Origin of the sequence: Rhizobium sp. AP16 (genome assembly GCF_000281735.1) — a bacterium.
In the GTDB taxonomy this organism is placed as follows: Bacteria; Pseudomonadota; Alphaproteobacteria; order Rhizobiales; family Rhizobiaceae; genus Rhizobium; species Rhizobium rhizogenes.
In genome coordinates, this window is sequence record NZ_AJVM01000001.1 from 198,555 (window position 1) to 216,923 (window position 18,369).

Here is an 18,369-nt window from a genome sequence, read left to right on the forward strand (position 1 = left end):
TAGCAGGGGGGGGGCACGACCGGCATCGGTCATGCCCCCCCCGCAGATAGCTTAATTTTTCTATTAATTTCAAATCGTTGCCGGATTTTCATCGGGGTCAATGTTTCGCGCAAATTTACACTACCTTGCCCTAAGCTCTTTGCCAGGCATCCAGCGGGGCTGGCGGGGGCACATGCCTTGCTTGGCGGCAAGGCGCCGAAGCCTTAGCGCAAAGCACTATTCGCTCCGTTGCCGCCAACCTGTCCAGATCGAGCATAGGCGATTTGCATCATAGACCTCTTGCCGTGAGGTCGCTTCCGTTCCAGGCGGCCCGGAGCAGATCGAGGATAGTATCGTAGGTGAGGACACGCGGGTTCCAATAGGGTCGCGCCATGGCCTCCTCCGCTACGGCTTCCAATGTCGTAAACGGAACCCCGAGTTCGCGAAGGGACGTCGGCGATCCCAGACGCCGTGCGAGTTGCTGCAAGCCGATAAATCCTTTTTCTGTGCCGAGTGCCTTGGCAACTGCTGCGTCCGCGTCAGGAGCGGCAGGTGCATTGAAGGCAAGCGCGAAAGGCAGAATGACGGTATGGGTTTCGGCGTGAGGAAGATTCAGCATTCCTCCCAGCGTGTGGCAAAGCTTGTGGTGAAGTGCCATGCCGACGGAACCGAGGCAAACGCCACATAGCCAGGCGCCGTAAAGCGCGTCACGGCGCGCAGAACAGTCGGAGGGATTGTCGCATATTGCGGGCAACGCATTGGCGAGTTTTTCGATGGCATCCGCTGCCATCAGCGAGATAATCGGATTGCGATCCTGTGCGTAAAGCGCTTCGACGGCATGGGCGATTGCATTCATTCCGCTAACGCTGGACATCGTAACTGGAAGTCCGAGTGTCAGCTCCACATCGTAGACAACGGCTGCTGGCAATACTTTCATATCTCGAATGGTGACCTTGCGACCATTATCGGTTTCGCCCAGGATCGGCGTCATCTCCGAACCGGCATAGGTCGTTGGGATACAAAGATGAGGCAACCCGGTTCGCAGCGACAACGCCTTTCCGAGGCCCGTCGTCGAGCCGCCGCCAATGGAGACGATGCCGTTGCAGTCCCGCGCCGTCAGAACGGTCAGCGCTTCTTCCGTCACGGGTACCGGTGTGTGCATCGTGGCATTGCTAAATATGCCCGCCGTCTGTTCGCCCAAGCGATCACTGACACGCTCCGCCATCGCAATCTGCTGCGGCGTCGAAAGAACTAACGCCTTGCTGATTCCAAGTAGGACAGCCTCATCTCGAACAGCACCAAGCGTGCCTTCGCCGAAGATCACACGGCTGGGCAGGCCGTTGTACACAAAATTATCCATCACGATGCCTTCTTCATCAGCACGAAATCCCAATTGACCGAGAACCAGTCGCCGGACATGTCCGCCTCTTCTCCCGCACCCGGGCCGCTCATCGGAAGGAACTCGGCAATGAGGCTCTCTTTCACGCCGAACACCGTATCCTGGCGCAGATATTTGCAATCCGGTGAGAAGATATGGGTGATGATCGTTTCATATCCCGGCGCGCTGACGATGAAATGGATATGTGCCGCGCGGTTCGGGTGACGGCCGAGAGCATGCAGTAATTGGCCGACAGGGCCGTCGTCCGGTATCGGGTAATCTCGGGGCTTCACCGAGCGGAAACGGTAGGTTCCGGCTGCATCCGAGGTAAAGACGCCGCGCAGATTCCAGTCCGGCTGAATTCCATGCTGTTGCACGTCGTAGAAACCATCGTCATTGGTTTGCCACACGTCGATCTTCGCGCCATCTATGGTATGGCCTTGCGTGTCGAGCACGCTGCCTTTCACTGATATTGGGATGCCCTTGCCGTCGAGACAGATATCGACGCCTCGCTCATACTGCGGTGCCTGAGGAACATAGAATGGGCCGAGAATGGTGTTTTCGGTGCCGCCATCAGGACGGCGGTGGTTTATTGCGTCAACCAGCATCGACACGCCGAGAATGTCGGACAGCAGAATGAATTCCTGCCGCCACTCGGTGCACATATGTCCCGTCTTGGTCAGAAACTCGATCGCCTTCATCCATTCTTCGTGGGTTGGTTCGACCTCCTTTACAAAAGCATGGAGATGGCGCACGGCCGCCGCCATCACTTGCCTCAAGCGCGGATCGGTGTCCTCTCCCATCCGGGCATTGACGACTTCATCCGAGAGCGCCTCGGTAAAAAGCGGGTAGCTTTCGGTGCCCATTCTCAACTCTCCAGATTGAACAGGGTTGCCGCATTCGTTCGGCCAATTTTGAGGCGGTCGGCTTCCGATATCGTGGCGGTATCAAACCAATCGGAGGCGTGGTCGATATTCTCGAACGGCCAATCAGTCGAAAACAAGATGCGGTCGGCGCCAATTTCTAGCATTGCATCCACCAAGGACTGTGTCCGGAAGTTGCCTGATGTCGTGATGTAGAAGTTTTCGTTGAAGTAGTCGGCAATCCGACGCTTTGCCGGGTAGTTCGGTGCCACCTTAACCCAGGCGTTTCGATTGTCGATACGCCACATCATATAGGGCAGGCCTTCGCCCATATGTCCAAGGATGATGCGCAGTGCGGGATGGTCATCGAAGAGGCCGGATCCCACCAGCCGAAGCGCGTGGACCGCGGTTTCCTGTGCGAAGGCCCAGGTGGGACCCATCAACCATGGATGGCCGGCATAGATGCGGGAATCCTGTGGAAGCGGATTGCGTGGATGAAGATAGAAGGGCACGGCAAGCTTTTCGACCTCGGCCCAGAAGCCCCGATATTGCGGAAGGTCGTAATAGAGCGGCGTCACACCGTCGCCTTCTTGCGAAAAGCCATTCACCAAAGCGCCGACAAAGCCGAGCGTCTTCACGCAGCGCTGCAGTTCTGCCGTGGCTGCGTCGGGATCCTGGAGTGGCAGGGCGGCAAACCCGAGGAACCGATCTGGGTTTCTGGCGCACTGTTCCGCCAGAAAATCATTGGCGCGCCGTGAAATCTCCAGCGCCTTGGCCTTATCGGGTATGGCCTGCACTGCCGGGGCATTCAGCGAAAGGATCATCTTCTCGATGCCATAGGCGTCCATCTGCATCAGACGCTGTTCATGAATGTCCAGCAATCGGGCAGATAGTTCCTTCCAGTAGTCGCCTGGTACGAATCCTGCCGAATCCTGCAGTGTGTCCGGGATTGCAAAATGTTCCTCAAGCGCGATCTTGCCCTGCATAATGTCCTCCATCTTTTGTTTCAATTTGCAGAATTTTGGATGTTGTCCGCTCAGTACTGGCCTTTCGGCGCAAGACCGAGCAGGTGTTGGCCGATCATCGTTCCAACCGTGTCCCAGTTCATCGAGATATGCCGCCCGACGGCATTGGCGTCGCGCCAGGCACGCTGGACCGGGTTTGACATCTGAAGGCCCAGGCCGCCCGTTGAAGCGTTCAGGGCCTCCACGGCGCGCAAGGCGAGGGTGACCGCAAAGGCCTGACTTCTGCGAGCCAGAAGCCGGTTTTCTTCGGTGATTTCACCCTTGCCATCCTCGCTTGCCTGCGCAAGTTCCTGGGCGCGCGCAACGTCGCGCAGTACGATTTCGCGTGCGGCATCTACCAAGGCCGATGCTTCGGCGACGCGAAGCTGGATGGTCGGAAACTCCGCAACGCGATTGTTGCCGCCTGCTACGGCACCGCGGGTCACCCGGTTGCCCATTTGATCCAGATAGCTTGTCAGTGCGCCCTTGGCAGCGCCGATGGCGGTGCTGCCAAGGCAAAACGGAATGCCCATCAACAGCGGGATGTTGAACAGGCCAACACCCTTGTAACCGGAACCGCCTGGTGTTTTCCCGCTGGTCGCATCCGAGAAACTCAAGATACGATGCTCTGGAACAAAGGCGTCCTTCAATATGAGGCTCTTGGACCCGGTGCCGGCAAGCCCCACCACATCCCAGGTTTCGGCGATCGTGTAATCGCCGGAAGGAACGAGCAGGAAGGCAGGGCCGGAGCGATCTCCTTCATTTCGCGCTGGTATGACCGCCGCGCATAGCGCCCAATCCGCGTTCTCGCATCCGCTCGCAAATGCCCAGTCGCCGGAAAGATGAAAGCCACCATCCACACGCTCGGCCATCCGCACGGGTGCATAGGATCCGCATATCAAAGCGTTCGGGTTGCTCTCCCATACCTCCTGCTGCACACGTTCATCGAACATGGCCACTAGCCATTGATGGGCTGACAGGAGGCCCGCAACCCAGCCGGTCGACGCGCAAGCGGCCGAGACTTCGATATTGGCATCGACAAGTTCGGTAAAAGAACCCTGCCGGCCACCGAAACGTGCGGGTTTCACAATGTCGAAATAACCTGCTTCTCGCAGCAATTCGATATTGCGGGTGGGAACGCGACCGGCTTTTTCAGTGTCGCGGGCATTATTCCGGATCTCCTCCAGGATTGGAGCTACCCGGTCGGATAGACGTGCATTCTCTGCCCACCGTGAGGCGAGAAACGAAGCGGTTTTCGTAGACATGAATCTGCCTTCAGTTTTGCGGGGAAAGGAGCGCGTGCTGTGGCGCGCAGTAGTTCGAATTCTCGTACATCAGAGGGATCGTGCCGTCTGATAGCTGGGTGTCGACCACCTGGCCGATGAAGATGGTGTGCGTGCCGTATGGAACGGCGCCCGTGCGGTGGCAAACGACCGAGGCATGCGCCGAACCGAGAACCATCATTCCACGCTCATGGCGTATCCAGTCGGACGCCTCAAATCGCCTTTCCGGTGGAACTTTGCCACTGAACCCTTCAGACAATGCGACCTGGCTGTTGGTGAGGACGTTCACTGCGAATTCGCGCACCTCCAGCAACATGTCGTGCAGGAACGTGCGATTATTCAAACAAATGATCAGGGACGGTGGATCCATGGACAGGGACGTGACCGCCGTTGCCGTCATTCCATGGTCAACGCCGTTTCGGCAGGCCGAGATAACCGTCACAGTCGCCGGGAAGCGGCGCATCGTCGCGCGGAATGCGTCGCTGATGGGGGCGGGCTTAATGTCGAGGACAGCAGTAGCAGACATGATTTCCTCCCGTGTCTCCTTCCCCACAAATTATTGCAAATGCAACCTTTGTCAATGCAAATCTATTTGATGGAGTTGAAAGTGGGGGATCACCGGCGACTTTTATGCCCGCAAATTGGGTAATCTTGTTGTCTTCTCAGCAATATAGGTGCATGTCCTATGGCAGCGAACCACTGACATGCGGCGCTTCAAACATTTTGCCGACAGACAAAGATATGTACAAACTCACCGATTCTGTTCCCTATCTCCTCAACCGTGCGGGTGTCCGAATTGCGGAAGTGTTCGCGCAGCGCATTGCGGAAGATAATATCAGCGTTCCGATGTATCGCGTTCTTGCGATGCTCAGGGAGCGTCGGGAAAGCACGCTGGGTGATTTGGCAGATGTCGTTTCGGTCGAGATCTCGACCCTTTCGCGGCTTGTCGGCAACCTTGCCAAGCGTAAGCTGGTTTCCAGAACGCGCCCGGAAGACAACGGTCGCATCGTCATCGTCCGGTTGACGGAGCAGGGCGAGGCTTTGACGGAACGGCTGATGCCGTTGGCGGTCGAGCTTGAAAGCACTGCCGTTCAAGGATTGTCCGAAGAGGAAGTTCGGGCGCTCAAGAGTGCGCTGCGTCGAATGCACGCTAATCTCTCGGCAATCTCCTCGAAAGGAAAGCCTGCGGACTGAAAAGTTTGCAGTTGCAAATATTTTACTAGCAAGTATTAATCGGCAGGTAGTCGTTGTCCTGACATTGGCCGCTGAGCGGGCAAGGGTCTGGCGCTGGGAGGAACCGCGCCGACAACGATCCTGGAGGATTTGTACAAGCGAGCGATACGGCCCGGCAGTGACGGGAACGGGCTCCTGTACTCAAAATTATGGGGAGGGAACAATGGCCATACAGGATCTGGGTGTTGCCAAGGCACGCGTCAGAAGCGCGAACAGTATTATCGTTCTTTGTGGTCTCTTGATACTTTTTGACGGTTACGATCTGATTGTTTACGGGGCGGTTGTCCCGGCGCTTCTGAATGAGCCCGGCTGGGGGCTCACGCCCGTTACTGCCGGACGGGCCGCTTCCTTGACATTGTTCGGCATGCTGCTTGGCGCCCTTGTCGCCGGCACACTCGCCGACAAGATAGGTCGGCGGCACGTCATTATCGGTAGCTTGGTCAGCTTCTCAGTCATGATGATCGGTAGCGGACTCGCACCAAATTTTGCGACCTTTGAAGCAACCCGCTTTCTGGCGGGATTGGGTCTTGGCGCCCTTTTCCCGACAGTCACCGCACTGATCATCGAATTCTCTCCGCCGAAGCGAAAGGCTATGGCCTATTCGGTCGCACTGCTCGGCTATTTGATTGGCGGCGTCATTTCGGGTCTTTTGGGCATGGCTCTCCTTAAAGCCTATGGCTGGCGTCCACTCATGATTATCGGTGGCGCGCCGATCTTGCTATTGCCATTCTTCCTGCGCCTCATTCCTGAATCTCCGGAATGGCTTGCAACAAAGAACCGTCAGGCCGAAGCCAATTTCATCGCTAACCAATTCGGTTTGCCAAATCCCTTGCCCAAACCTGCCAATAGCTACAGGACAGGTATTCCGGCACTTTTCTCGGATGGACGCCTGTTTCCTACACTCAGCGCCTGGGGGATTCACTTCTGCTCGCTATTATTGACGTTCGGCATGGTCAATTGGCTGCCGACGATTATGAACCGCATGGGCTACGATATCGGGTCGGCGCTGTTCTTCGCGGTCACGCTCAATATCGGCGCGGGGGTAGGGCTGCTGATCGGCGCGCGGATCGCTGACCGAGGCAATGTCAAAATGGTTGTGGCCGGGATGTTTTTCTTAGGCGCTTGCGCGATCTGGTTGTTGACCCAAATGGAGCAAGGACTGCAGGTCTACGGCCTCGTCGCGCTTGCGGGAACCGGCACGATCGGCACACAAATATTGGCGAACGTTTTGGTCGGAAGCCTTTACCCCGTCGAGATCCGCGGAACAGGCCTCGGTTTCTCACTTGGTATTGGCCGTATCGGCGGCATGGCTGGGCCTGCGATCGGCGGTGCCGTCTTGGGTAGTGGACTCGCACCACAGTGGAACTTCTATATCTTTGCCGGCGTTGGCGCGGTCGGTTGTGTACTCGCCCTGACAACCCTGTTGTATTCGAATGGGGAGCGCTAGCTGCTCCAACTCATTGGCGATCAGCAATCGATCGCTCGGCTACGCTGTCGGAGACACCCGGCTCCGGCTGCCTCGATCTCTTCATGGCCGTCCTATCCTCTCGCGTAGGAACTCAATGACGCGTCGCGGCTTCGCCGGCAACGGGCGGGTCACCGAACTGGCAGGCCGTATCGTGGCGTCACAAGATATTCCGGCCATGTTCGGAGACACGGCGGCGATCTGTTGGATGGGAAGTTGCTGTGGCGGCGGCGTTTGGCGTTCTGCAACCGAACCGTCTTAAAGCGATAATGATCGGGCGTGCACGTCGCCGTGCCTTTAGCTGAGCTCGCAGATTATAAGCCTGGCGGCTTTGTCGATCTCGGACACGCAGCGGCGGCGGCATTCATCATAGCTCAGCTTTCCAAGGCTAAGCCTTTGGTAACTATCGCCCATGACAAGGTGCATGAAGGCGGGTGCTCGCCATGCAACTTCATTGGGCGGCATGATGCCCGACAAAATACGCTCAATTGCTTCTATCGAACGGGCGATCACGATGTCGAAAAACATTCGTCCAAGATCTGGAAATCGCATCATCTCGCCTAACAGCGTCTGATACAAACCCAGAATGTCTGGCGCGATCACCACGTCGATAAAAGCGGCGCCATATCGCTTGAGCTCGATCACGGCCTCGTCGCGCGAGGCAGCGGGCTTGTGCTGGCTAAACTGGTAAATTGCCCCGCATTGCTGATTGATCGTCTCGATGAAGAGCGATTCCTTATCCTTAAAATGACGATAGAGCGTCATCTTCGAAACGCCGGCGTGAGCTGAAATTCGCTCCATGCTGGCGGCGGCGTAGCCTTCCGAGAGAAACACCGCCTTGGCGGATTCCAGGATTAACGCGCGTTTTTCTGCCATCCGTTCGAAGCGCGGATCATCCTCCGACCAAGATTTTCGCTTAGCTCTTGGTTTTATGGTCATGGCACTACGCTCCATCAAGCACTCTTTCGGACACGCCGCTTTGTCGCAACGCCGCACTGTTCTTTGCTTGGGACTGACGACCCAGCGATGACCCCTTACCCCTTTCAAAGCCATAGCAACCGGGCCAAATTGCGCAAGCGCCATCATGCCGCCTGGTAGCATGGTTAGCATGAACAATAGAACTCTCTAATGATAGAGGTGGCCCAAGGGCAATGCCCCGGTGGGAGGGTAGAGATCAGCTTTATTTCGCGCCTTCGTCACCTTACTGGAAGCGCTGCAGGAGTGCAGGCCAGTGAAGCTCCCAATACCACGGGTTTCCGGGTAGCCCGATGTCAGGTGGCGGACGAGACGTAGCCGAAATCGCGCGCAGATGGATCTTTGAAGCCGTGATTACCATTCACATCGAAAGCAGCGCCAGCAGCCCGCCCGACACGCGCCGCATTGCGCTTCTTAAACATCCCATGGCGATACAGCCTCGCTCGAATTGAGTGAGGACTGCGAAAACCCACAGACGTGCTGCGAGTTTGAAGGCATACACAGCAACGGGCGCTCTTGGGCCATCTTACGGCGAGGGTGGATTTTATGTCGCACTGCGTCCTTGCGAACGGACAGCTACCACCGATCCCAACCCCGTTTCTCTGAGCTGCCGGCTCCCGCAGTTCGTTCCGATTTGCCGCCTGAGATGTATGTGCCAATTCGATTTCCGCTTATGATAGGCAGATCCAGCGCCGAGGGATGGTCTGCATCATGGTGGATGGAAATCCATGACGGCCTCTGCCGCAGGAGATGGCCTTGCGCCAAGAGATGGAGAAAGCTTTCCGGGGTCTCTTCGTCGGATGCGCTGATCCGCAGCCGGATGCGGTGACCTGCCTTAAAGACGTTCGCCGTCCCGATAAGGTTGATCTCGTATCGCTGCGGCACGTTGGGCTCAACGACCGTGCGCTCCTTATGCCGATAATGCACTTGCCAGGGTTTTGACAAGTCACCGTCGATATCTGCAAGGGTACCGCGAAGCCAACCACGGGTGAGGATACGCTGACCACCATCAGCGTCGACATCCCACAGGCTCGCGAACAGCAGCACCTCGTCGTCGCTCGACGATACGTAGACCGTTAGTTTGGCAGGACCGACGATTTCAGTTTCTTCGACCAAGGGAGGCGTCGTGAAGTCAATGGCACCACGCGCATTAAACGTGTTGTCCTCGAAGGATGTAGCACCTTCGTTGGGCCAAAATTCATGCTCGCTGAGCAACCCGTCACGATGAAGGAAAAAGCTCTGCCATTTGGTCTGGGGAAGTGGCCAGGTGTCGCTGTCCAGCCATTTTCCGCCACTTCCCATGAGATAAAGCTGCACGGGAGGCTCATCCATGATGCCGGTGTCATTGCCCTTGAGCCAGTGATCAAACCATCGCAACGAGGCCTCGGCATATTGATATACCGGGCGATCGAGATAGATCGGCGGGCCGACAATCATCTTTTTGGGAGCTGTGATCCTTTCCCATGCCCGGAACTCGCCCGGGAGGTGGAGACCGTACATACCCCAGCAGGCGCCAAGCATGATCGGAACCTTGATCGCTTCAAGGTTTGGCGCGCGCTCCTGCCAATATGGTCCGTCTTCCGGGTTCAGCAGCACATCAAGGATGATAGGATTTGGCCCAGCGTCGGGTTCGCGAACGGCTGCCGCCAGTTCAGGAACTGCCATGATGTCACGATTGGCACGCAGCGCGGTGAGCCGACGCGAATATTCCTCCTCACCCAAGTTTCGGCGAGACCAGGGATCAATGCGCACCCCCGCCAGGTGCTTCGCCCAGGAGGTGAGGAATGTATGCGCGAGAATGCCGCCGTGATAGAATTTATCGCGGTAGAAGTCAGTGTAGCCATACTGGCCCCAGACCGCCTTCAACGCCGGCGGATTTGTGGCTGCGACCTGCTTGGCGGCCACTGAAAAATACGACACGCCGAACATGCCGACATTGCCATCGCACCAGGATTGCTCGGCCAACCAAGCGATGGTGTCACGAATATCCTCTACGTCGCGCGGCCCATAGTGGCTGTAGAGCCCCTCCGATCGACCGGTACCCCGCGCATTGACGATCGCATGCACGTAGCCGCGGCGAGCATAAAATTGAGGATCTCCCGCTTCTGCCTGGGCGTTCTTGCCCTGCATTGCGCGCGGCATCGTCGGAGTGCTTTGCATCGCATTGTCATAAGCGTGCACGCCAAGTATCGCCGGGTATGAGTCTCCAGAGGCGGGTCGGAAAATATCACCATCAAGGTAGACGCCGTCGGACATAGGGATCCGCACATTGCGCTCGATGATAACGTCATGCTCACGTGGAGACGTGGTCCATTTCGTCGAGTACATGCTTGAACCTCCTACAAGCTTTCCAGAGCCACCTTGGCGACGGCCAGATCGATGGGGGCGGGGCCACCGCTAACGCCAATTGCTCCGACACATCGCTTGTCGACGATGATGGGAAGTCCGCCGCTGACCACGCTGAAGCCTGGCAAATGCGGCATCGATCTCAGTGATCCGGCATCGCTTTCAATGAAATGACGTACGCCGTCTGTGTCGAACCCGGTCATCGCCGCTGTCCAGGCCTTGCGCTGCGCGACTTCGTAGGACAGCAGCGTGGCGCCATCCATCCGGCTGGCATGAACCAGCTGACCGGCCGCGTCGACGACAACCACGGACATGGGAATGCTTTGGCGCTCCTCAGACGCTATGGCTGCCGATACGAGCCGAGTTGCGGTTTCGAGGCTGATCGCAAACGCTTCTCGCACTATCGATGTCTTACTCATTGCAAATAACTCCTCTGCATGAGGCTCTGTTGAGATGGCTTCTTTCAACGCGAAGGGACGATCAGGCCACGCTTTGCCTGGCCTGTGCTGCAGCCCGCCATGTCGCAAACTCAACGACCTGCCGGCCGACCATCGCCAGCTGTGCCGCGGCTTGTTGATCGGTACACTGGCCATCGGGGGTGAATACGCCACCCGACGATTTGATCGTTGCACCCAGTGGGGTCGGCCAGCCGTGTAGCGCGTGAACGATGCCTCGCAGCTGCGCGAGCGTACTTCCCGTTGCTTGCCAACCGTAGGCGGTAACGATCAGCCCGACCGGCAGACCTTCCAGATAGACGCGATCATCGCTCGCCGTGTCTTCAAGAAGATCCAGCGCATTCTTGACCAAGCCGGAGATCCCGCCATGGTAGCCGGGACTTCCAACGATGACGCCATCTGCCTTGCGAACGGCGGACACGAAATTTTGCTCGTCCATCGTTCTAGACTGGCTTTCCGGAGCGTAGTGGGGCAAGCGGGCCAGGAAGTGACCATCGAACATCTTGGTTCTGGCGCCAGCCTCCTCGGCGGCCCGCAAGGCGATCCGCACCGCTTTCTCAGTCGAGGATTCTGCTTTTGTCGTGCCGCCAAGCCCGACGATGAAGGGACGGGGATCGTGGTTGGAGCTGCTCGTCATGGAGACCTCCTCACTGTGCCGCAGCAATTTCGGGTTCCCTCGCCACGGACAGCTCGGAAAGTGCGGGGATTACCTCGCGGCCAAGCAGCCGGTATGAGTTCATGGTCTGCTCGGCGGTCAGGGTGCCGAACGATCCCCACATGAGTATGTTCTCCGTATGGAGCTCACGGGCCTGCTTGATGAGCTTTTCCCTCACGGTGGAGGGTGAGCCGACCACAAAGATGCCGAGCTCATCGAGGACTTCCCAACTGATTGGTCCCGAGCCGGTGAACGGCTTGAAAAAGCTCGAATAGAATTCGAAGCTATCCGGTACATGGTCGAGGTCTTTAAAGATGACGGCCTCGCGGTAGAGGGCGAATATATGATTGAGCGCAGGCTCTGCGATGGCGCGCGCTTCCTCATCGGTCTCCGCGCAGAACACTTGTCGCAGCACCATTGTGTTTTCGGGGCCGGACGGCTTGCCGGCCGCGTCAGCAGCTTCATAATATGACGCAAATGCATCTTTAATCGCTGAAGTGGCTTGAAAGGCCGTCGCCAGCCGGTAACCGTTCGTTCCCGCCCAGCTTATGGTCTCCGGACTTAGCCCGCTGATCCACGGACGCCTGATCGGCCGGGAAAGAGGCTGCGGCCACAAGGTCGTTTCTTCTTCGAAATTGAGGTAGCGTCCCTTATGGGTGAAGACCTTGTTCTCGAGGGCCTTCATCATGAAGTCCATCCCTTCCTCGAAGCGAGGGCGAACCTCCTCCATCGGGATCCCTTCGCGCTTGAACTCCTTCTGGTCGACGCCGCGGCCGACGCCGATCTCGAGGCGACCATGTGTCAAATAATCGAGCATTGCGCATTCTTCCGCGACGCGCCTTGGATTGTGCATCGGAAGAATGTTGATCATGACACCAAGCTTCACGCGTTTGGTACGCTGGGCAGTCGCGGCAATCAGCAGGTTGGGAGATGGGCTGAGGTTGTAAGCTGTATAGTGATGTTCACTAAACATAATGCCCTCGAAGCCGACCTTCTCGGCCAACTCCCAAGACTCCAGGTGCCAGTTGTAGACTTCCTGACACAGCTGCGGATCGAACCCCTCGGCAGTCGGCTCATAGGGATAGTTGAAAATGTCGAATAACCAAGACTTTACCATTAGACTCCTCCACTTTGTCTAAGCACCGGCAGTCGAACTGCTGATGGTTCGTCAGATCACTTTTTTAGATGATGAGCGTCGGCTGCTGCTGATCTCGAACCTCCCCGTCTGAGATCGCCAATGGCAAGGACAGCCTCCTCGCCTCCTCTGCCTTGGAGATAAACATATTATACGAGACGGTATCGTATCAAGTTATTTTTTGAGACCATTATTGAGACGCACGCCGTCATTCTGCCGCATGAGCTCGCCCATCTTGGCACCCGATTGCCTTTACCTCTCGGACGATGCGGTATTTGGGGTCAAAAACTCTCTCATCGCCTAGATTGACCAAATCGATAATGAGACGAGGGCGAAAAGACTGGAGTTCAGGAATCCCTTTTCGACACCCGCTCTGGTCGAGAGTTCCAATGCCGCTGACGCCTTTAACTGATCGAGGACTTGCTGCGAGAGGGGCTCAAGATCAAGAAATGTGGCAGTTCGCCATGCACTGACTGGCGGCCGGGATCGATATCATCGTGGTCACAACATTGAATGCCGTCCCGGCTTCTCTAGGCTCTATGGATTTTCGCAGTTATCCAGCACAGAGCGGACCAACCTAAAGCAGACACATTCGCCAGATGATGGCGAATGTGGTGCCGGCCAAGGATAATGTGACCTTCCGCAATATCAAAGACCAGTTCATGTACTTTGCGACCGAACTCGACAAGCCTGTCACCTCGATCGCATTCGTTGCCTGACGTTCTTCCAATGTGCTCAGTGTCTCGCGCTTTTCGGCGAGTTCTTTAGCGAAGGCGAAACTTCCGCCTTCCTACAATTCTGAAGACACGAAGTCGGCAGGCAGGTTCTTTGGCATACTGCAGATATGGCCCATCTGGCCAATCGAGATTGTTGCAATCTGGAATGCTCCACCGGGCTTATGCAGTCTCAGCTGAACTTGATGAAAAGTCCTCGGCAACGAGCGACAAGTGCGATCCAGCAAGGACCTGTCGGTGTAGACTCGCGTAGAGCGCCTCCAAATAGTTGGCTGCTTGGACCATCGTGTCGCGCTTACGCTCCAGCGCTTGCTGAATCGCTGCATCTTGCGTTGCATTTGACGGAGCATTCTTATGGGACCCGGGTGGTCAGATCGGTTCATGCTGTGGAAATACGATAGGGTGCGACATTTTACTATTCATCCTTGGTTTTACCGGTGATGGACACGCTTTGCATGGAAAAGCAGGCGCGCTGCTAGGCGGCGTCCGCCAGGCCGAGGTTTGCGAACATATGATCGAGGTTCAGGAAGCAAACCATGCCCTGCTCGAGAGGGATGAGGCCGTATGAGAAGGCGGGATCGAATGCGGCGCCTAGATCAGGAACAGGCTGGATCAGTTCGTTGCTGATCGACAGGATATCAGAGACTCGATCAACGACCAGGCCAACGATGTTTGCGCCGACCTCGGCAACAACGATTGCACTACGACTCGTATCCACAGCACTGCACACACCGAGCCTCGCTGCCAAGTTTATAACGGGAATGACGGAGCCACGCAGGTTCATCACACCGAGAACATGCGGTGGCGCTTGAGGCAGCGGCGTTGCCGCTGCCCACCCGCGGATTTCTCGTATCACGGTCGTCTTGATGCAGAACTGCTGGTCACCGAGGTGGAAGGCAATGATTTCCGGAGCCCTACTCGAGCGCGGCTCGCCGGAATGCTGAAGATCAGGCATCAAAAGTCCTCCCATTCTTTAGCAGCTGCAGCTGTTGCGGCTCTGCTGCCGAAGGCACTGGCGAGCCTGCTTCCGAGTGCGCGCGCGGGCGAGGCGACCGGTCGGCTCGTCGGGACGGCAGCGCGCGGTTGGGTGGCGGAGCCGTCAAGTTTGAAGCGTTCGACGAGGTCGCGCAGCTTGCCCGCTTCAAGCGCCAGGCTCGAGGCCGCCGCTGTCGATTGTTCCATCATCGCGGCGTTCTGCTGGGTACTCTGATCCATTGAGTTCACTGCAGTGTTGATTTCGGCCAGTCCCGTCGACTGCTCTTTCGCCGCGGTGGCGATCGCGTGGCCCTGTTGCAAAAACCTGATGACTGCGCGATCTGGCGTGGATTTTTTTGCATCGGGCTTTTCAATGAACGATTTCAAGTGGCGACATTTTTGCGGAGACGAGATCCTCTGGGCCGTCCGTTGGTACTGCAAATACGGCATCAGCTATCGTGATCTTGAAACCATGCTGTGCGAACGCGGGGTGAATGTTGACCACACAACGATCTGCCGCTGGGTTCAGCATTATGCGCCGGAAATGGAAAAGCGCCTGCGTTGGTACTGGAAGCGACCGTCGATGTGGCGCAGCTGGCGGGTCGATGAAACCTATGTGAAGGTCAAGGGCAAGTGGGTCTACCTCTACCGGGCCGTCGACAAATACGGCGACACGATCGACTTTTACCTGTCGCAGACCCGTAACGCCAAAGCTGCCAAACGCTTCCTGGGTAAAGCGCTCGCCGGCTTGAACGACTGGGAAAAGCCGTTGACCATCAATACCGACAAGGCGCCAGCCTATGGCGTTGCGATCGCTGAATTAAAGGTTGACGGCAAATGTCCGGCAGAAACGGTGCATCGACAGGTGAAATATCTCAACAATGTTGTCGAAGCCGATCACGGCAAGCTCAAGCGGCTGATCAAACCGACACTCGGTTTCAAGTCGATGAAGACGGCCTATGCCACGCTCAAGGGCTTCGAGGTGATGAATGCACTCCGCAAAGGACAGGCAGCACTCTGGCAATACGAGGGCGGCGTCATGGGAGAAGTGCGTCTCATCAACAGGCAGTTCGGGGTCTACCCTGTCTGAAGCAGCAACCACGATCCCGTTCCGCACCCACTCTCGTTTTTTTGCAATAGGGTCCCATCTTGGGTACCGCACAGACACCATCAAGCCAGATGAATGTGCAAACTACTTCTCAAACTCAGGATACGTTTCCGTCGAAACTTGAAACGCTGTAGGGCGGAATACTTGCCTGACTTCAGTATCCCTCAATGCGTCAGCGCGCGTTCAATACAATCAATCAATGTCTGGCTCTCGAAAGGCTTGCCTAGGAAAGCGACGGCACCTGCCGCAATCACCCGCTTGCTTATGTGCTCATCGGGAAAAGCCGTGATAAATATGACCGGTGTCGTAATCCCGAACTCGCGTAGAATCTGAAATAATTCCATGCCACCGATGCCATCCATCTGCACATCCGTGATGAGACAATCCACGCTGCAATCCCGTGCCGCGGCCAGGTAGGATTCAGCGGACGCAAATGTGCGCGCATTCAGCCCGTAAGATCGAACGAGATTTTCCGTGGCGTCACGCACAGATCTGTCGTCATCAACGATAGCGATGAGCTTTGATTGAGACAAACGACTTCCTCTTTGAGCGCCGCATCCTTTCATGAACTTAAAATGCGCTTTCGGGAGGCAGAACGGAATCATACAAAGGTCTAGGCGGAGGCATTATCTTTCAGGCCTGGACGCAGTAGTTCGTATATTTTGACCAGTTCAGCCAATGTCCTCACCCCCATCTTTTCCATCAAGTGACCGCGGTGGAGTTTGACGGTGATTTCACTGACGCCGAGCATGCCGGCGATCTGTTTGTTCATGAGGCCGGAGGTGACCATGGCGATGACTTCGCGCTCTCGTGCCGTCAGAGTTTCATAGCGTGCCTTCCAGACGGACATCGTTTCCTTTGTAGCCCGACGTTCGCGATCAAGCGCCAAAGCGTTTGATACTGCATCGAGCATATCCTGGTCGCGAAAGGGTTTGATCAGAAAATCCAGCGCTCCGGCTTTCATCGCCCTGACGGACATCGGGACGTCGCCATGACCGGTCATGAAAATGATCGGAATGGTGTTGCCGAGCTTGGAAAGCTGATTTTGGAAATCCAGCCCGCTGACGCCAGGCAAGCGAATGTCCAGCACAAGACAGCTCTCGCCAACCGTGACCGGTTCCCGCGCCAGGAACTCGGACGGCGAGCCATATAGTTCGACCTGTATGCCAACCGACCGAAAGAGGCTGCTGAGCGCATCGCGCAAGGAGGCGTCGTCATCAATGACGAAAACCATCGATGGTAGGGTCTCGGTCATCACGCAGTCCCCTCTTGAACTGGAATGGTGAATTCAAAGCTCGTCCCATTGACCGGATCCGAAATTGCGCTGACGCGACCACCGTGGGCGCTGACGATAGACCGGCAAATCGACAGGCCCATGCCCATCCCGTTGGATTTTGTCGTATAGAACGCGTTGAAGAGATTGGCTGCCTCTCCAGACGCAAATCCCGGCCCGGTGTCGCAGACCTTCACGCGCACTGTTTCATGATCGCCAGACGACATCACGGAAAGCTCACGCCTGCCACGGCCCTGCGCGCTCATTGCCTGAATGGCGTTGAGAACCAGATTGATGGTAACCTGTTGGAGTTGCACCGGGTCGCCGAGAACGGCAGGCAGGTCATTCGCAAGGTCAAGGCGCAGCCTTATGCGTTGGCTCGCAATCTCGCGCTGGACCAACTCTATGGTCTCCTCAATGACTTCGTTGAGATCGACCGGCACGGTTTGTGAATCGGTTTTACTTGATAGCGCCCGCAGATGTCGGATCACTTCGCCCGCCCGCCGGGCATCGGCGATCATCCTCTGCATCGAGGCTGCGACTTCATCAAGATTGGGTTCAACACGTTTGAGCCAACGTAACCCGGCCTCGCCATTCGTAACGACGGCAGCAAGCGGTTGATTGACCTCATGAGCGATCGAAGCGGTGAGTTCGCCGAGTGTTGCCACGCGCGTTACGTGTGCCAGCTCGGCCTGTGCCGCATGAAGTCCGTTTTCCGCTTCACGCCTGGCTGTGACGTCCATGATGCTGATCAGCACCAGATCGAGGGCTGGGCGGTCCGCAGGCATCGCGACATTGTAAAGGACGGTGTGGCGGCCGCCATCCATGTCGTTCATCGTGACTTCGGATTCGTGTGTCTGCCTGCCCTTCCAGATGGCATCCAGCAGGCTCCAGATCGAACTCTCCATCTGGCTGCCAATCAGGGCCGGCAGTTCCGATTTGAAGGCCTCGATGCTTTTGGCGTTGAACATTGTCAGCGTGGTATTGTTGGCGTTGGTCAACCTCATCAGCTTCATGGCCCTCTGGACGAAATCGGGCTCTGACTTTGCGACGACATCGATACTCGGAAAGCCGTCCATTTTCAGCCGGTCGATTGCTACCTTGAGATCCGTGAAATCCATTTCGAGGATGGCAACGCCCGTCGCCAGAAAGATGGTTCGATAGCGCTGTTCGCTTTCGCCAAGCACGGTGATCGTCGCCTTCACCCTGAGAGCGAGGAATGTGGTGATCGCGATCGCGGCAAGACTGACGCAGCAGCGCCCGAGGGGCTCTGAGGTAAAATCAATGCCGTGCGAGATCAGATAGCTCAGCACGGTAAGCCCGATGCATGCAGCGCCGGTCAGCAATAATCCGGTTCGGCCGGTGAAATTGAGCGACAGCAGCACGACGCTTACGTAGAGAACCGCGATGGCGATGTCATAGTTGGTCAATGTGTCGAGAAGGAATATCGCAACAGCGATGAGTATTGCGGCGACTTGCATCAATCGTGACATGCCGTTCCTCGAGCG

18 protein-coding genes are annotated in these 18,369 nt (G+C 56.7%); 3 read left to right on the forward strand and 15 right to left on the reverse strand.

From position 1 onward, the window contains the following. Positions 1-268 precede the first annotated feature (268 nt). The 5 genes from PMI03_RS00855 to PMI03_RS00875 are packed head-to-tail and all read right to left on the reverse strand — an operon-like array spanning position 269 to position 5,033. Positions 269-1,339, reverse strand: a complete 1,071-nt coding sequence (locus tag PMI03_RS00855) for a maleylacetate reductase (RefSeq protein ID WP_007688942.1) — start codon at positions 1,337-1,339, stop codon at positions 269-271. Further along, positions 1,339-2,223, reverse strand: coding sequence for an intradiol ring-cleavage dioxygenase (locus PMI03_RS00860; RefSeq protein ID WP_007688943.1), 885 nt, complete (start codon positions 2,221-2,223; stop codon positions 1,339-1,341). The genes PMI03_RS00855 and PMI03_RS00860 overlap by 1 nt, the downstream gene beginning before the upstream one ends. A gap of 2 nt (positions 2,224-2,225) precedes the next feature. Next, complete coding sequence (gene tsdA / locus PMI03_RS00865; protein WP_007688944.1) at positions 2,226-3,206, reverse strand: gamma-resorcylate decarboxylase; 981 nt, start codon at positions 3,204-3,206, stop codon at positions 2,226-2,228. Between the two features lie 50 nt (positions 3,207-3,256). Then, entirely contained in the window at positions 3,257-4,489 is a 1,233-nt protein-coding gene (locus PMI03_RS00870; RefSeq protein ID WP_007688945.1) for a flavin-dependent monooxygenase, read from the reverse strand. A gap of 10 nt (positions 4,490-4,499) precedes the next feature. Continuing rightward, complete coding sequence (locus tag PMI03_RS00875) at positions 4,500-5,033, reverse strand: flavin reductase family protein (RefSeq protein ID WP_007688946.1); 534 nt, start codon at positions 5,031-5,033, stop codon at positions 4,500-4,502. A gap of 215 nt (positions 5,034-5,248) precedes the next feature. On the opposite strand from PMI03_RS00875, the gene PMI03_RS00880 reads away from it, so the two are divergent. Together PMI03_RS00880 and PMI03_RS00885 are read left to right on the forward strand one after the other, a co-directional pair. Further along, positions 5,249-5,701, forward strand: a complete 453-nt coding sequence (locus PMI03_RS00880) for a MarR family winged helix-turn-helix transcriptional regulator (RefSeq protein WP_012649187.1) — start codon at positions 5,249-5,251, stop codon at positions 5,699-5,701. Between the two features lie 202 nt (positions 5,702-5,903). Beyond that, positions 5,904-7,187 (forward strand): aromatic acid/H+ symport family MFS transporter, encoded by a 1,284-nt coding sequence (locus PMI03_RS00885; RefSeq protein WP_007688948.1) that lies wholly within the window; start codon positions 5,904-5,906, stop codon positions 7,185-7,187. A 315-nt stretch (positions 7,188-7,502) separates the two neighbouring features. Here PMI03_RS00885 and PMI03_RS30670 read toward each other — a convergent pair whose 3' ends face one another. The 7 genes from PMI03_RS30670 to PMI03_RS00920 form a co-directional block, all read right to left on the reverse strand. Beyond that, the gene (locus PMI03_RS30670; protein ID WP_234907804.1) at positions 7,503-8,315 is read right to left on the reverse strand and encodes a TetR/AcrR family transcriptional regulator; all 813 of its coding nucleotides are present in this window, start codon (positions 8,313-8,315) and stop codon (positions 7,503-7,505) included. A gap of 441 nt (positions 8,316-8,756) precedes the next feature. Next, complete coding sequence (locus PMI03_RS00895; protein WP_007688957.1) at positions 8,757-10,508, reverse strand: CocE/NonD family hydrolase; 1,752 nt, start codon at positions 10,506-10,508, stop codon at positions 8,757-8,759. Between the two features lie 11 nt (positions 10,509-10,519). Continuing rightward, positions 10,520-10,945, reverse strand: coding sequence for a heme-binding protein (locus tag PMI03_RS00900; protein ID WP_007688958.1), 426 nt, complete (start codon positions 10,943-10,945; stop codon positions 10,520-10,522). A gap of 61 nt (positions 10,946-11,006) precedes the next feature. Continuing rightward, positions 11,007-11,618, reverse strand: a complete 612-nt coding sequence (locus PMI03_RS00905) for an NADPH-dependent FMN reductase (RefSeq protein WP_007688959.1) — start codon at positions 11,616-11,618, stop codon at positions 11,007-11,009. 10 nt (positions 11,619-11,628) lie between these two features. Beyond that, positions 11,629-12,753, reverse strand: a complete 1,125-nt coding sequence (locus tag PMI03_RS00910) for an LLM class flavin-dependent oxidoreductase (protein ID WP_007688960.1) — start codon at positions 12,751-12,753, stop codon at positions 11,629-11,631. A gap of 1,227 nt (positions 12,754-13,980) precedes the next feature. Then, positions 13,981-14,460, reverse strand: coding sequence for a chemotaxis protein CheW (locus tag PMI03_RS00915; protein WP_007688964.1), 480 nt, complete (start codon positions 14,458-14,460; stop codon positions 13,981-13,983). After that, positions 14,460-14,867, reverse strand: a complete 408-nt coding sequence (locus PMI03_RS00920; protein ID WP_374190907.1) for a hypothetical protein — start codon at positions 14,865-14,867, stop codon at positions 14,460-14,462. The genes PMI03_RS00915 and PMI03_RS00920 overlap by 1 nt, the downstream gene beginning before the upstream one ends. On the opposite strand from PMI03_RS00920, the gene PMI03_RS00925 reads away from it, so the two are divergent. After that, positions 14,854-15,570, forward strand: coding sequence for an IS6 family transposase (locus PMI03_RS00925; RefSeq protein ID WP_039973580.1), 717 nt, complete (start codon positions 14,854-14,856; stop codon positions 15,568-15,570). The two genes, PMI03_RS00920 and PMI03_RS00925, sit on opposite strands and share 14 nt — an antisense overlap. Positions 15,571-15,752: 182 nt before the next feature. Here PMI03_RS00925 and PMI03_RS00930 read toward each other — a convergent pair whose 3' ends face one another. The 3 genes from PMI03_RS00930 to PMI03_RS00940 all read right to left on the reverse strand — a co-directional run bounded on the left by PMI03_RS00930 (position 15,753) and on the right by PMI03_RS00940 (position 18,354). After that, a complete protein-coding gene (locus PMI03_RS00930; RefSeq protein WP_007688968.1) occupies positions 15,753-16,121 on the reverse strand; it encodes a response regulator transcription factor in 369 nt (122 codons plus the stop codon). An 80-nt stretch (positions 16,122-16,201) separates the two neighbouring features. Continuing rightward, positions 16,202-16,843: a response regulator transcription factor gene (locus tag PMI03_RS00935; protein WP_007688971.1), complete on the reverse strand. Its 642-nt coding sequence runs from the start codon at positions 16,841-16,843 to the stop codon at positions 16,202-16,204. Continuing rightward, positions 16,843-18,354: an ATP-binding protein gene (locus PMI03_RS00940; protein WP_007688972.1), complete on the reverse strand. Its 1,512-nt coding sequence runs from the start codon at positions 18,352-18,354 to the stop codon at positions 16,843-16,845. The genes PMI03_RS00935 and PMI03_RS00940 overlap by 1 nt, the downstream gene beginning before the upstream one ends. Positions 18,355-18,369 lie beyond the last annotated feature (15 nt).